This is a genomic window from Variovorax sp. P4_B10 (assembly GCF_056402375.1).
Genome location: NZ_JBFUHN010000123.1, coordinates 1 through 13,773 on the forward strand (window position 1 = coordinate 1; position 13,773 = coordinate 13,773).

The following is a 13,773-nucleotide window of genomic DNA, read 5'->3' on the forward strand; positions in this document are numbered from 1 at the left end:
GACTTGCAGGAGCAGTTGAGTGAACTCTGCCGGCATATGTTTCCCTGTTGGGACAAGCCTCAATGCTGTGCTGTCGTGGATCATCTTGGCTGCTCAACCTATGTATACCCATAGCGTGCCGAGGCAAGGGTTGTCCGGGCCGTTGGCGAGTCACTGTGCGGGGGCAGGCCTCCAGACCCCGTGAAGCGCGCGCTTCGACCGTACGGCTGGCCGAACAAGCTGACGTGTGACGTCGACGACGCCCGCACGGCGGGCGTCGTCGAAGCGCAAAATGCGGCCATGACCAGTCACCGGCGAGTGACGGCTATCAGGTGCATTGCGATACACCTCCCAAGACGCATGGCAGACTAGGCCTTTCCAATTTTGGGAAGAGCAATGCCCATCGCGTTCACCAGAACCGTCCATCCCATCGACTTCTCGGCCCTTTCAGGCCACGAGTTCGAGCGATTGGTCTTCGCCACGCTCTTGCGCATGAGGGCCTGGCACTCGCTGAACTGGCGCGGCCAGACGGGAGGCGACGGCGGCCGCGACATCATCGGACTCTGCGATGACCAATACGGGCACCGCTCCACCGTCGTTGTCGCGTGCGCGAACTGGCAAACATTCACGCTGGGAAAAGCGAAAAGCGACATCGATAACTTCACCCAGACGCTCAGCTCTCCCCCGAACGAGATCATCATCGTGGCGGGAAGCTCAGTCAGCGCTGACACGAAGGATAAGATCGACAAGCACGCGCGCTCCAAGGGTGTCCACGCAACGCAGACATGGTCGGGCGCAGAGGCTGAGGAGCATCTGCGCTTTCACGCGGCATCAGTCTTAGATCGCTTCTTCCATGGCATCGAACTGCCGGACGAAGAGCAATCCTTGAAAGACTTCGTTCACAAGCTCGATCCCGCCACCGCCGCAGAAGCCGCCGAGATGTTGGCAAGGCTCTTTCGCCGGCCGGCATTCGAAACTCCGATCCAGCAAGAGAGCTCCTTGCCCGCATTTCGGCAAGCCATAACAGATACCATTGGCGCGCTCAACACAGGGATCTGGCGCGACCGAGAAGGCGCTGTCATCTCGCGTGTGCCATCGATCGCAGCCTTCTCGGACAGGCTAGTCGTGGACAACTTCGAAAAGTGCGTCGCCAGTCTCAACAGTCTGCGCGTTGCTTTCGATGACGGGATCAGAACGAAAGGCATTCGGCCTTGTCAATGCAATGTGCCTGATTGCCCGGTATTCATGGTCGACGACAAGTATCGAGCGTTACTCGAAGCCGAGCGGGGTAAAGTCATGAGCTACGTCGAGCGAGCGTTGGCAGCACTCCGGGCGAGTCAAGCCTGATCGAGTCCGGAGTCTACGAGTGACTGCATGGCTGTGTCGGACGAACAAAAAATGAACGGTAAAAAGGGTCGTGCCGAGGGTGACCAAGGCAGGCGCTCCGATGAATCGGCGTCGGATGCAATGCATCGACTGCTGGGTCGACTGGTGCACGCCTACGCGCGGCTCGACCACTACGTCGGCCTTCAGCTCAAGTGGCTTGGCGACTACCGCGCGCAGCCCGTCGAGCAACTTCTTCGCAAGACCGTTCCCTTCGACATGCGGCTCCACCGGCTAAAGAAGCTCGCAATCGAGACGTGGGGTCACACCGACCAGGCTGTTGCCAACGAGTTCCGCGAGTGGTTCGCGGCGGTCGAACGGGTTCAGAAGCAACGCAACACCTTCGCTCATGGGCGCTGGGGAGATCCTCGAACGAGTGCGGATGTGGTCCAGTTCGTCGAGCTGACCTTCGAGACGGACGCCGACAAGACGAAGCCCGAACTCACCATTTCCCTTGCGGAGTTCGGTCGATTGGTGAGCGAGGTAGAGGGTCTTTCAGCAAGCTTCATGGCGCTCCAGAAAAAGTTCGAGACGAGGGTGCGCTACAGGAAAGACTGGGAAGATGCCAATACCGCCGGATATGCAAACTGGGTGGCTTATCAGGGGACGCTCAGCAAGCGAAAAGCCATCCCACCTTGACCGAGTGAAGCTTCCTGGGTCCGCAGACCAGACTCTGGTTGGCAGCCGCAAACGGGCGTTCGCTGTGCCAGCGCAGTACGGCAACGCGCGGACACTCCCCTTCTTCAGAATCCTTCAAGGCGTTTTGCAATGCCCTCTCAAGTGCAAGATCGGCCCGTGGAACTCCTACATGAATTCCGTCAAGATTGAAGAGACACATGCAGTAGACCATCCGTTCCTTCGCGAGCGAATGGAAAAAGGAAAGCGCCCTGGAACCAGAGAGTTCGTGGCCCTGATCGATGGTGTGGAAGCGGGGCTCTTGATCTTCGAGCATTTTCCCAATGGTTCCTGGGGGCTCGTGTACGAGATCTACGTGCTACGGGAATTCAGAGCAATAGGCGTTGGCAACCTGCTTTTGTCACACGCAGAAACTATAGCTCTTGATTCCGCGTGCAAGACGCTCCGTCTCATGGCGCGTTCTCTCGACCAAGAGTTCATCGACGACGAGAACCTAGCGTCTTGGTACGGCCGCAAAGGTTTTAATCGAGATGCCAGTGCCCCCGGTTGGATGCGGAAGAATCTCGCGAGCGCATCCACAAGAGGCGGCCGAATCGGTTGACTGGCGGCAGGCGGCTGGTTATCTAAGCTTGAGGCCGGATTGCAGGGCGATCTGAACCGCCTTTGATCGCCGCCAGTGGAGGCCCGACCGGAGCTTTTCGTGCCCGTCCAGGTGAGGCGCAGAATGACCGCTTCGTGGTGATCAGTCCGCCGCAACGAATGTCGCTGATGGGCCCGAAGCGGCCGTGCAGCTTGCCCCGAAGCAGCCCTTGCGGCAAATGCAATGCGGGCATTCGCTCAGTCGTCCATGTCGTAGCCTTGCTCGCGCAGGTTCCAGCCTATGCCTGTGCGGGCGACGGCCGCGTCTGGCGGCGAGATCTTGTCCAGAACTGGGAGCAGTAGGTAGAAGGACTCGGAGCACAAATCTCGCTTGTACATTTCGTCATCGACTTGGCTGTATGCGCAATACTTGATGAGCCGCTTCATCATGCGGCCGGCGTTCTGGGGGGATGCGCGGGCGAAGTCCTCGAACTCCTCACGCAGCAGCGCATGGTGCTTGCGGATCAAGGTCTCATGGACCAGCCCGTGCGCCAGCAGCATACGTTTCCTGAGCACCTGTTCCGGCATCTCCACCGCGACGCGCGCCATCAGGTTATCCACCGCGCGGTCCACCGTATGCAAAAGCACATGATCGGGTCGCGCGGGGATACGCCGGTTCCGGCCACTGAGCACCTTGTCCTCCAACAGAGAAAGCGTGAATTGGAAGAAGTCTGTGAGCGATGAAGGTGCCTCCAGGGGCGCCTGCGCGTCTGCCGTCAGTTGGCGAACCATGTCTTCCAGCAACTCAAGCGCCATGGCGCCCAGTGGGTCATCTGCGGGCGAATAAATGGCCACGCAGGCTAGCGTGGCCACGTGGTGCGCGTGCTCGGTTGTCAGCAACGCCATCGCCCGGTGTGGCAATCGACGCCAGTAGGGTTGCGCCGGGTCGCCAAACCGAAAGAGTTTCTGCAGCGCCGCGATCGCAGCGTCGACACCCAGGGTGCTCTCGGCAAGAGCCCATTCGGCCAGTAGAGCACAGGAGCCGTCCATCACCTTCTCCAGCGCCGTGAGCGCGGCCTCGTCGCCGCGCAGCTTCTCGCGTTGGAATGACGCGGAGGTGATGGAATCGGCCAGCAGCGCCGCTGCAACATCCGGCCGGTGCGGTTGCAGCGCAACGGCAAGCCGGTAGGCAAGCTGCGGGTATTCGTGCAGGCTCGGTAGTGAGAGCAACTGAGGCGACGTCCGTCGGCCGAAATACTCGTCAACGATCTGAACGGCGGCGGGCGCATCCTCCTGCAGCAATGCTAGCAATTGGCGCCAGGTATGCAGCTTCAGGTCGGGTATGTCGTGCCTCCAGTCCATCACCTCCTGCGACCAAAACGCGCAGCGCCGAAGCGCCGCGAATCGCCGCGCCGGCGACACGCGCGTGTCTCRGGCACAGGCTGCGGCGAGCCGTTCCAGTTCCTGCTTGAGCGGCTGCCGCTGTTCATCCATGCCCACCTGCACCGGCACCATTCGCAGGAAGTGCACCACGCCGAACAGGACGTCTGCCGCTCCCTGAGCCAGCAGGGCTTCGAGCTCCGCGACAAACCCACGCAGCGCACGCTGGCCGCGCCACTTCTCCAGCCTGTCGATGCCCGTCGCCACAACCGCGAGGCCGCGCTCACCAAGATGGGGCGAACGGCCCTGGTGGCCCGGTAGCATTCGCACCCACGGCATGATGCGGTCCAGCGTCACCACGCTGCCGGCTCGCGTGAAGACGTTGGGCTTGGCCATCAACAGCGGGTCATGCGCGTCGAACCATTGCGCCAGCGCCACGATCTGGCTCTGTTCGCTTGGCGTACACAGCGCAAACAGCCGGTCACGCCGCATGACGAAGTCGTGGCGCTCCTTGTCGCTCAGATTGCGGCGGGGCAGGAAGGCGGGGCGCGGGAGGTTTGGGGTCAAGGGGCGCTGCAAATGGGAGCGAGTGGCCGATCTTATGGGCCATGCGGGCGCCGTCCTCGTGCTGAATTCGGGTTAGTGTCAATCCGCAACACCTGAGTCGGACGAGACTTCAGCTTCGTGCCCGTTGCGGACCCAAGCCAAATACCGAACTAGTCGATGTACCCGGCTTCTTTCAGATAGTGCGCAATCAGGGCGTCTAACGTCTCGTCCGAAAACTCATACCCTCTTTCCAGATTCAACCACCGGCGTATGGCGGTAAAGGCGCCTGGACTAATGTTCGGGAACTCGAGCCCAAGGATGTTGCCCAGCGCCCGAGCATCGAGCGAGTCATCGGCTCCCATCAAAGACTTGAAGAGAGCCGAGGCAGGTCTTCCCGATACAAGAGACTCCATCATTTGCGTGAACCTCAGTGGAAAACGGGCGAAAAGAGCGATCACTTGCAGCCAACGACGTCTGCTTCCGGCCGGCTGAATTCTGCCTTGTGACTGAGCGACTGCTCGTGGCCGGCTGCCGTCACCACTGACCGGAGGCCGGCGGTTCCAGTCGGGTCTGCAGGAAACCGAAGTACTTTGGGTTCTCGCGAGCAAAGATGTCCTTGCCCTCAAGCATGTAGGCCCTTGCCAGATTGTCGGCAGCTTCATCAAGTTGCTCCCGCTCGAACTGGCATTGACCTAAGCGAAGTCTCACGAATGGGTTCGTCGCGCCAGCCGGACAGTGCAATGCGTACTGCAATGCGTCAACTCCAGATGTCCAGAAGCCACACGCGAAGGCGGCATCCCCGATGGCAGCCAGCACCCAAGTACTTGCCTCCCAATCGGTAGCCGGCTCCGGCATCAACTTCCAAGCGTCGTTGTACGTGGCGATTGCCTGCTCGTACAGGCCACGGCTTGCCAGCCGATCACCGTCCGCGCACAGATGCTTGATCTTCTCGTGCAAGGCTTCGGGTAACTCAGTCATCGTTTGAGAGATTGGTTTGGATGTCTGCTTGTGGCCGAACCCGGAAGTCTAGCCTCGACCAACGACAGTCCACTCCCGCTGCAAAGCTGACTCCAAGGCTAAAGCTCGAATGGCAACACCCGTCCCTGGTTGCCTTCGATGCACCCATGCCGCAGGTGCGCCTTATTCCAAAGCAGTCATGCGAGACACCGCTCGCATGACTGCTCCCGGCGATCGAGGCCGCCAAGTGCGGTGACACGTTGTCGCACACGCGCCGATTCTTCCACCCATGCCCCGTCAGCCGGAGCCTGCCCACATCAAGTCCGCGCGTTCCATTCACCCTCGCACTGCTGGAACAACGCCGCCGCCTCGCTCGCCAGTTCCGCCGCAATCCAGAGCACGTTGTCCAGATGCTGCGGCCCCGCATCCTCGAACCATCGGTTGCCATCGCCATGGCAGCACCACAGCAGCGACTTCAACTGCGCCAGCTTGTTTTCAAGAAGGTCCGATGCGCGGGGGCCGTCCGTGGTGGTCGGTGCGTCGGGGGATACCGGCGTGGGACGCCGGGCTATAGTTCGTCTAGCCATTTGGGGTGCTCTCTTTCCAAAGTACTGCACGTCATGTGGTTAGACGGCTGGGGTGTTACCGCACCCTGGCCGTCGCCTTTTGTGCCTCGCATTCGCATCGGTGCACGTTGCATCGATGGCCCGCCGCGAAGCGAAGCGGTTCATCCGTCAGGGGAGGTGTGTGTGATGCCTTCCTTGCCCACTGGGTGGGGTGTTGAGTGACAGGGGCATCCACTTTAGAGAGGTGCGGCGCGGGCAGGGAAACTGAATGCGCTAGTAAGTCTCGAATCGCGCGGGTTTTCGCTCCGCCCGGCAGTCAGAGCCGTCTTGTCAAATGAGCCCTCTGGTGGCCGCCTTCAACGTCGCGGCCGCTCGGGTTGAACACTCGAGCTTGTGGAACAGACGCTCGACATGCGTTCGTACCGTGCGCGGACTGATGCCCAGCGCGCGAGCGACTTGCTTGGTGTTGTCGCCCTGGCTGATGCAGCGCAGAACCTCCAGTTCGCGCTCTGACAGAGACTGCTCGCCTCGCGTCGGCGCCACGGGCTTCGAGGGCGCGTGCGACAGAACGCTGGCGAGCAACGCAGCGACGACTTCCTGGTCGAAGCGGCCCGCCTCGACGTCTTCCTTCATGCGACTGAGCGCCTGCGCTTCCGTGAACTCCGGTCGCCACGGACGGCGGGTGCGAAGAGAAACCCACTGCTCGGCCGCAGCGACGAATTGACCCTCCAGCGGCATTGCCGTACCCGATCGGCCGCGGAAATAGCCGGAGCCATCGCGCCGCTCGAAGGCGAAGGATGCGATTTCTGCTTCGACCGCGAGTCCGTCGATTTGTCCGGCGGCGCGGGAGGTCCAGTACGGCACGAGCCGCAGGCGTTCCAGCGACGAGGCGGGCAGCGGCTCGGGCGCGTTCCAGATGGCGTTGGGTACCGACGCCCGCCCGATGCCGTGGATCAGCCCGGCTTTGTACGTACGCTGGCACAAGGCCTCGTCCAGGCCGGCGTGCGCGCTGCCATCGCGCGCCAGTTGGGCCACGCGACGCGAGTAACCCGTCATCCAGGGAAGCTTGAGATCGATCACGTCGCCGACGAGCTCCAGCCCGACGCGTCGAAGCATCGAAGCGGGCTGGCCGGCAACGTCGGTCCACGGCGGCGCAGCGGAATCCAGCGCTTTCATCCACGTCGAGACCAGCGGTGAGCTCACATCGACAAGGAAGGCGGGGTAAACGCTGTCTGCGCGTCCGCGGGCCAGCGTGAGCGCTTCGTCGAGCCCGTACAGGCGGCTGAAAATCTCGAGGTCGCTCGCCAGGGCCACGACGTATGTCGCAAGCGGCACGTCCTCGCCTTGCAGGAGGCCGGGCACGCCGCCGCCGTCGTAGGTCTCGAAGATGGCGCGCAGCGCCGCTTCGGTATCGGCGCTCAGGCCCAGTGTGTTCGCGATGTCGCCGGCAATTTCGCAATGGATATTGGCCATGGCCAGCATGCCGTCGGGAATGGGCACGCTGCGAGGCGGCTGGCGCGTTCGCGGCTTTGGCGATGCAAGAAGGGCTTGTCGACCCTGCACGTCGTCTTCCAGAAAGTCCGCGAACTCCTGGGCATTGGCAGTGCAACCAGACCAGCGCAGCAGCGCGACGTGCCGAGCGGCCTCGACCTGCGATGGGTCGCCGCCGGCTTGCGTCGCAATCATTCCGGCGAGCCACGCGGTGCGCAGCGAATGGTCGGTTGGCTGGCCCATGCTCAGATCGCCAATGAAAGCAAGGGCGCGGACTGCATCGAAAACGGCAATGGTGGTGTCGTCGGACATGAGATGGCTGAGGCAAAAGCCCAGCATCGCACAGTCGTTCTTTTTCGGTTCTTGTCGGTCATTCGACCGATACCGCGCCCGGCGCGGCCGAAACAGAATCTCCTGCACCGGCTCCGCTCAAGGGGCTCCGACCTTCCTACCTGATCTCGCGGTCTTCACCGCCAATGCCATGTCCAACACCAATCAGTCCCCTCTTCAGCGAGCCGCCTGGCTGCGCAAGCTCTACTTCACTCGCGCCGCCTTTTCCCTCGCGTGGGTCGCGCTGGCCTTCACCATCGCCAAGGGGTCGCCCGTGGTCGCAAGCGGCCTGCTGATCGTCTATCCCGCATGGGATTGCCTGGCAAACCTGCTGGACGCCAGGATGACGGGGGGCGCAAAAGCCAACCCCACCCAGGTCGTGAACGCCTGGATCAGCGCGCTGGTCGCAGTTGCCGTGACGGTTTCGCTCGTGCTCGAGCTCCAGATCATCCTGGTGATCTTTGGGGGCTGGGCCATCGTTTCGGGCCTGCTTCAGCTGGCGACGGCCATTCGTCGCCGCAAAGGCAACCGAGGGCAGTGGGTGATGATGCTGAGCGGCGCACAGTCTGCGCTGGCCGGCGGCTTTTTTGTGGCCCAGCAAGGCAGCGCCGTGCCCATCGCGCAGACCCTCGGCGGCTATGCGGCAGTCGGGGCCATCTATTTCCTGATCTCCGGACTTGTCATCCTGTTCCGCCAGTCCAAAGGCAGGGCCGGCGGTTTCGCGCCCGAGGAGGCTTGATGCCGATGTCGAAGCGGTCCTCCAGAAGGCGAACCGCAGCTTCTGAGCTTTGTGTCTCCCTCTAAGCCTGCGCGATGTCCTCGTGAATGCAGAGGTAGTTGCCTTCGGTGTCCTTGAACCAGGCCGCCTTCTCCGAGCCGAGCACGCAGACATGGTCGACGGTTTTCAGCTCGGGAAAGTCGTAGTCCTCGAACACCACCCCGGCACGCTTCAACTCCGCGATGCTGGCGGCGATGTCCTCGACCCGGAAGCTGATCGCCGTGTGGTCGGCCTTGGTGCCCTCCGGTTTGGGAAACAGCGCCAGCGTGCTGCCGCCCACCGAGTAGACGAACTTTCCGTCGGGCCGCAAGCCACCGGGTTTCAAGCCCAGGCTGCCTTCGTAGAAAGCACGCGCGCGCTCCATGTCCTTGACCGGAAGCATGGTCGTTACAGACGAGTCGGACAACATAGACGGTCCTTTCGCAAAAGTCTGCACAGCGGTTCGGCCCAGCGGTTGCCGTTTGGCCAGCATCCAGCTTACGCCGACGGCTGCTGCGATGCCAGTGGAGGTTTGTACGGGCCGGTGGGGCAGGGACGCGTTCCTTCGCGCCTTCGAGAGGACAATCGCAGAAGCTCCATTCGAAACCACAGCCACGACCATGCCCCGTCTCGACGACCCCCTCCACGACGCCGAAATCGGCTCCCGCGACAGCACGCTCGACACCACCCGGATCGACGACGTGCGCATCGGCGCCGTTCGCCCGCTCATCACCCCTGCGCTGCTGCAGGAACGCGTGCCGGTGCGCGACAACACGCTGGCGCTGGTCGAAGGCAGCCGCGCGGCCATTGCCGACGTGCTGCACGGCCGCGACGACCGGCTGGTGGTCGTGGTCGGCCCGTGCTCCATCCATGACCACGACCAGGCCATCGAATACGCGCAGCGCCTGAAGACGGTCGCCGACTCCCTGCAGGACGACCTGCTGATCGTGATGCGTGCCTATTTCGAAAAGCCGCGCACCACCGTGGGCTGGAAGGGCTACATCAACGACCCGCACCTGGACGGCAGCTTCGCGATCAACGAAGGGCTGGAGCGGGCACGGCGCCTGCTGCTCGAGCTGACGACCCTGGGCCTGCCGACGGGCACCGAGTTCCTCGACCTGTTGAGCCCGCAGTTCATTGCCGACCTGATCGCCTGGGGTGCCATCGGCGCCCGCACCACCGAGAGCCAAAGCCATCGGCAGCTGGCGTCGGGCCTGAGCTGCCCGGTCGGCTTCAAGAACGGCACGGACGGCAGCGTCAAGGTCGCGGCCGACGCCATCCTCGCTGCCCGCGCGCCGCATGCCTTCATGGGCATGACCAAGATGGGCATGGCGGCCATCTTCGAGACGCGCGGCAACGACGACTGCCACGTGATCCTGCGCGGCGGCAAGGCGCCCAACTATTCGGCCGCGGATGTCGCGTCCAGCTGCGAGGCGCTGCTGGCCAATGGCCTGCGGCCGCAGGTCATGATCGACGTCTCGCACGGCAACAGCAGCAAGCAGCATCAGCGGCAGATCGTGGTCGCCGAAGACGTGGCGGCCCAGATCGCGGCCGGCGAGCGGCGCATCACGGGCATCATGATCGAGAGTCATCTCGAGGAAGGGCGGCAGGACCTGAAGCCCGGCGTCGCGCTGAAGCACGGTGTCTCGATCACCGATGCCTGCATCGGCTTTGCCCAGACGGTGCCGGTGCTCGAGGGACTGGCTTCGGCGGTCAAGGCGCGGCGGCGGTTGTCGAAGGCGTGAGGCTGGAGGGAGCCTCCACTGCGGAGAACCCGATGCTGATTGTTCTGGGCGGTCTACCGGGCACCGGCAAGACCACCATAGCGCGCGAATTCGTTGCCCGTTGTCCGTCTGCCTATCTGCGCATCGACACCATCGAGCAAGCGCTCCTGACAGCGAGCGCTCTCGAAGATGTTGGCCCCGCCGGCTACGTCGTGGCCTACGAGCTTGCCAGGTCCAACCTCGCGCTTGGCATGACAGTGGTTGCCGATTGCGTCAATCCACTCTCGGTCACTCGCAAAGCGTGGCGGGCTGTGGCAACCAGCACGTCCTCAGGCTTGCTGGAGGTTGAAGTCGTGTGCTCTGACGCCGGCGAACACCGCAGGCGTGTGGAAAGCCGGAAGGCCGACATTCCGGACTTCACTTTGCCGACCTGGGAGGCTGTTCTCCGTCATGAATATGAGGCCTGGACGACGAGCCGCCTGGTCGTTGATTCAGCGCACGTCAGCGCGAGCGAGGCGGCGAACTTGATCTGGGAGCGCTCGCGCGGCCGGGAAGTAGGCGAGTGAGCAAAGGCGGAGTGGGGCCACAAGGCGACGTTCGGTGTGGCCGCCTCGATTCGCTCATGATGTAGATCTTCGAGGCTTCGCTCAGGCGACCTTGACCGAACGCTTCCTGCCAGCCACGCCGATCAATGCGTGTTCCGCCCCTGCAGCGATCTGATCCGCGAAGGCTTCACTCCCCACAGCTCGCGCGAGCGTGACGGCCCCAATCAGCGAAGAGAGGGCGGCGCAGGCAGCCCCGATGTCCCGCGGTGCGCCTGGTGAGACGGGTCCATCGACGATCGCCTGTGCAACGTCGCGCAAAGCCGTCTCGAACGTTGAACGGGAGGCTTCGTCCGATCGCGCCACTTCCGTCGGCATGGTCTGCAGCGTGCAGCTCTCCGACAAGTCGCACGTGCGCTTGGCGTTGAGGTAGAAGCGCACGAACTCGGGCCACCAGGCGCGCCCATGCTGTGCTTGGTAGTACTGCACGCCGCCTCGCAATTCAGCCATGCCCTGCGCCACCGATTCACGGAACGCGTGGGCCTTGGAGTCGAAGTGAACGTAGAACGCGCCCGACGTCACGCCTGCTTCCTTCGCCAGGCCATCCACCCCGATCCCGCCGAATCCACCTTTTCGAAACCCGCGTCCTGCGGCTTCCAGGATGCGTTGCCGCGTCTGCATCTTTTGCTCGGACCGTGACACGAGGCGCTCCTATGACATGTGAAGCTGGCGATTGTAGTTTCCCAAAACACGATCGTTATGTATGATCGGATAACGGTCGTTACTTGAAACGCCTTGCGGAAGGCAGCGCGTGAGTTCGACGCCGTTCCCTTTACCTGGAGTAACCCATGCCACTTACGCTCACCCTCACCGAGGGCGTTCTTCCCGAAGGCCAAGAGAAAGTCGCGTTCAGCCGCCTGTCCGATGCCATGCTCAAGTGGCACGGACTGACAGGAAATGAAGCGATGACGCCCAACATCGTGGGCTCGATCCACGTCTTGCCGAGGGAGCACACGTACTCCGGATCGAAGGAGGCCTCCGTGGCCTTCGTCGAATGGAAGGTTCCGTCCTTCGCGTTCGCCAACCGCGCGATTCAGGTCGGCTACATCGAAGAAGCCACGAACATCATTCACGAGCTGTCTGGCGCGCAGCACCCGAAAGAGCGCATTTGGGTCAACGTGGTGCACGCGGTGGATGGGGCCTGGGGCATTGCCGGGACAGCCCTTACCAATGCACAGCTCGGCGAAGGGGCTGCTGCGGCCTGACACAGCGGGGCAGCAAAGCAATCTCCCGGGGTGAGGCTGACTGTGTCGCAGCCCCGCTTCGCCCAGGTACACCATCATGCAACTCTCGAACTATCTGTTTTTCACCACGACCTGCGATCAGGCACTGGCTTTCTATACGCAATGCGGTCTTGGCCGTGTCGTCGAGGTGCTGCGCTACGGTGTCGACGGCATGCCCGTGAAGACCGAAGCCATGCGCGGCAAGGTCATGCACGCCAGGTTCGAGGGACCAAGCCTTCTCTTCTACGCCTCAGACAACGATGACGCCGAACCCATGCGAGGCTCCGCGCACTTGCTGGCGATGGACGATCGAGACTCCACGAACAGGCTCTTTCAAGCCTTGGGTGCTGGCGGGACAGTCACGACCCCCTTGGCCATCCAGCCTTGGGGCGACTACTACGGCAAATTGACAGATCGTTTCGGCGTTCAGTGGATGCTGAACTGCGCTGAGTGAGATTCCTGCGTCGCCATGTGCGGGCTGCTGGGTAGCCCCGCACCCGGCCCTGCGCAGTGCCCAGCGCCGACTCACGCAGCCGAATCCCTCTCAGGCAGCAACGCCTCCAAGACGAAACGTGTCGGTCCGCTGGCGCCCCGGTCGCTGACCGCGAGACCCAGCTGCCGCCATAGAGCCGGGCTGAGCGGACGGACGGCGATGCGAGGGTCGCGCGCGGGCTCGTGCGATTCCTCCGGCAGCAAGGCCGCTCCGTAGCCGGCGGCGACCAGTGTCCTGATCGCATCGTTGTAGTTGAGCTCGATGCGCGGCCGGCAATGGACGCCAGCCGCAGAGAACCATTCCGCGGTCAGCCGGTAGAGACGTGTGGAGGCGTCGTTCATGATCAGCGGTCGCTGGGCCAGCCACTGTGGGGTCAGCCGCCTGGGTGCTTTCCAGGCCGCCGGCAGAAAGGCGACGACAGCCTCGCGCCGCAAGGGCGTGACATGAACGCCGCGCACGGGCGCCTGCGGCAGCGCCACGACCGCCAGGTCCAGGCTGCCTGCGGCGAGCCGGGCCATGCTGTCGTTGGAGGTCAGCACCTGCACGTTCACGTCGATGCCGGGATGGTTCCGGGCAAGACGTTCGAGCGCGGGCGGCAGCAGGTGCGCAATGGCGCCCGTCGAGGCACCCACCCGCACGCGGCCTGTTTGGCCGGCGAGCTGGCGTCGAACGTCCTCCACTGCGTCGTCCGCGTCTGCCAGCAGCCTGCGGGCACGCGCGATGAACCGCTCTCCCAAGGCGGTCGCCTGCGCGGGCCCCCGCCCGCGAACGAGCAATTGGCCACCCAGGCGCGACTCCAGTTCCGCGATCTGAACGGTGACGGTGGGTGCCGCCAGGTGAAGGGCGCGCGCGGCATTGACCAACGACCCGAGGTCGGCGATGGCGACGAGGGTGCGCAGATGGTCAAGGCTCAGTTCACGCATACCGCTAATTTAACTTTTCTTAATCCTGGGTTCCATATATTTAGCTGGAGCCATCGAGGTCGTTTCCCTACGATCGCACGCCATGGACCTCAATATCTTCATCGACGGCGACCAGGGCACCACCGGCCTTGACCTGCAAAACCGCCTGCGGGGTGGGAAATTCCGCATCCGCACATTGCCGACAAGCCTGCGCAAGGATGCGGC

Annotated in this window: 16 protein-coding genes and 1 pseudogene; 9 read left to right on the plus strand and 8 right to left on the minus strand. The window is 63.0% G+C overall.

What is annotated here, in order from left to right; translation table 11 throughout:
* Nucleotides 1-375 precede the first annotated feature (375 nt).
* The 3 genes from AC1DXX_RS31465 to AC1DXX_RS31475 all read left to right on the plus strand — a co-directional run bounded on the left by AC1DXX_RS31465 (nt 376) and on the right by AC1DXX_RS31475 (nt 2,599).
* Entirely contained in the window at nt 376-1,326 is a 951-nt protein-coding gene (locus tag AC1DXX_RS31465; RefSeq protein WP_478138128.1) for a restriction endonuclease, read from the plus strand.
* 27 nt (nt 1,327-1,353) lie between these two features.
* The gene (locus AC1DXX_RS31470; RefSeq protein WP_478138129.1) at nt 1,354-2,001 is read left to right on the plus strand and encodes a hypothetical protein; all 648 of its coding nucleotides are present in this window, start codon (nt 1,354-1,356) and stop codon (nt 1,999-2,001) included.
* Nucleotides 2,002-2,170: 169 nt separating this feature from the next.
* Nucleotides 2,171-2,599, plus strand: a complete 429-nt coding sequence (locus tag AC1DXX_RS31475) for an N-acetyltransferase family protein (protein WP_478138130.1) — start codon at nt 2,171-2,173, stop codon at nt 2,597-2,599.
* Nucleotides 2,600-2,835: 236 nt separating this feature from the next.
* Here AC1DXX_RS31475 and AC1DXX_RS31480 read toward each other — a convergent pair whose 3' ends face one another.
* The 5 genes from AC1DXX_RS31480 to AC1DXX_RS31500 form a co-directional block, all read right to left on the minus strand.
* Nucleotides 2,836-4,524, minus strand: a complete 1,689-nt coding sequence (locus AC1DXX_RS31480) for a hypothetical protein (protein ID WP_478138131.1) — start codon at nt 4,522-4,524, stop codon at nt 2,836-2,838.
* A 149-nt stretch (nt 4,525-4,673) separates the two neighbouring features.
* The gene (locus AC1DXX_RS31485) at nt 4,674-4,919 is read right to left on the minus strand and encodes a hypothetical protein (protein WP_478138132.1); all 246 of its coding nucleotides are present in this window, start codon (nt 4,917-4,919) and stop codon (nt 4,674-4,676) included.
* Nucleotides 4,920-5,037: 118 nt separating this feature from the next.
* Nucleotides 5,038-5,481 carry a tetratricopeptide repeat protein gene (locus AC1DXX_RS31490; protein ID WP_478138133.1) on the minus strand — a complete coding sequence of 148 codons (444 nt, stop codon included), beginning with the start codon at nt 5,479-5,481 and terminating at the stop codon, nt 5,038-5,040.
* Nucleotides 5,482-5,777: 296 nt separating this feature from the next.
* Nucleotides 5,778-6,047: a hypothetical protein gene (locus AC1DXX_RS31495; RefSeq protein WP_478138134.1), complete on the minus strand. Its 270-nt coding sequence runs from the start codon at nt 6,045-6,047 to the stop codon at nt 5,778-5,780.
* Nucleotides 6,048-6,356: 309 nt separating this feature from the next.
* Nucleotides 6,357-7,829, minus strand: a complete 1,473-nt coding sequence (locus AC1DXX_RS31500) for an HD domain-containing phosphohydrolase (RefSeq protein WP_478138135.1) — start codon at nt 7,827-7,829, stop codon at nt 6,357-6,359.
* Between the two features lie 169 nt (nt 7,830-7,998).
* Here AC1DXX_RS31500 and AC1DXX_RS31505 point away from each other — a divergent pair, with 169 nt between their 5' ends.
* Entirely contained in the window at nt 7,999-8,586 is a 588-nt protein-coding gene (locus AC1DXX_RS31505; protein ID WP_478138136.1) for a DUF308 domain-containing protein, read from the plus strand.
* Nucleotides 8,587-8,647: 61 nt separating this feature from the next.
* Here the strand turns inward: AC1DXX_RS31505 and AC1DXX_RS31510 are convergent, their stop codons facing one another.
* Nucleotides 8,648-9,034 carry a VOC family protein gene (locus tag AC1DXX_RS31510; protein ID WP_478138137.1) on the minus strand — a complete coding sequence of 129 codons (387 nt, stop codon included), beginning with the start codon at nt 9,032-9,034 and terminating at the stop codon, nt 8,648-8,650.
* Between the two features lie 190 nt (nt 9,035-9,224).
* Here AC1DXX_RS31510 and AC1DXX_RS31515 point away from each other — a divergent pair, with 190 nt between their 5' ends.
* Nucleotides 9,225-10,349: a 3-deoxy-7-phosphoheptulonate synthase gene (locus tag AC1DXX_RS31515; protein WP_478138138.1), complete on the plus strand. Its 1,125-nt coding sequence runs from the start codon at nt 9,225-9,227 to the stop codon at nt 10,347-10,349.
* A gap of 32 nt (nt 10,350-10,381) precedes the next feature.
* Nucleotides 10,382-10,894 (plus strand): P-loop nucleotide/nucleoside kinase family protein, encoded by a 513-nt coding sequence (locus tag AC1DXX_RS31520; RefSeq protein ID WP_478138139.1) that lies wholly within the window; start codon nt 10,382-10,384, stop codon nt 10,892-10,894.
* A gap of 81 nt (nt 10,895-10,975) precedes the next feature.
* Here AC1DXX_RS31520 and AC1DXX_RS31525 read toward each other — a convergent pair whose 3' ends face one another.
* Nucleotides 10,976-11,551 (minus strand): TetR/AcrR family transcriptional regulator, encoded by a 576-nt coding sequence (locus AC1DXX_RS31525; protein WP_478138140.1) that lies wholly within the window; start codon nt 11,549-11,551, stop codon nt 10,976-10,978.
* Nucleotides 11,552-11,718: 167 nt separating this feature from the next.
* Between AC1DXX_RS31525 and AC1DXX_RS31530 the strand changes: the two genes are divergently transcribed.
* A complete protein-coding gene (locus AC1DXX_RS31530; RefSeq protein ID WP_478138141.1) occupies nt 11,719-12,135 on the plus strand; it encodes a 4-oxalocrotonate tautomerase in 417 nt (138 codons plus the stop codon).
* Between the two features lie 76 nt (nt 12,136-12,211).
* Nucleotides 12,212-12,607 (plus strand): VOC family protein, encoded by a 396-nt coding sequence (locus tag AC1DXX_RS31535; protein WP_478138142.1) that lies wholly within the window; start codon nt 12,212-12,214, stop codon nt 12,605-12,607.
* A 71-nt stretch (nt 12,608-12,678) separates the two neighbouring features.
* Here AC1DXX_RS31535 and AC1DXX_RS31540 read toward each other — a convergent pair whose 3' ends face one another.
* Nucleotides 12,679-13,569: a LysR family transcriptional regulator gene (locus AC1DXX_RS31540; protein ID WP_478138143.1), complete on the minus strand. Its 891-nt coding sequence runs from the start codon at nt 13,567-13,569 to the stop codon at nt 12,679-12,681.
* An 82-nt stretch (nt 13,570-13,651) separates the two neighbouring features.
* Between AC1DXX_RS31540 and AC1DXX_RS31545 the strand changes: the two are divergent.
* Nucleotides 13,652-13,773 (plus strand): annotated as a pseudogene (locus AC1DXX_RS31545) (N-acetyl-gamma-glutamyl-phosphate reductase); the annotation flags it as partial.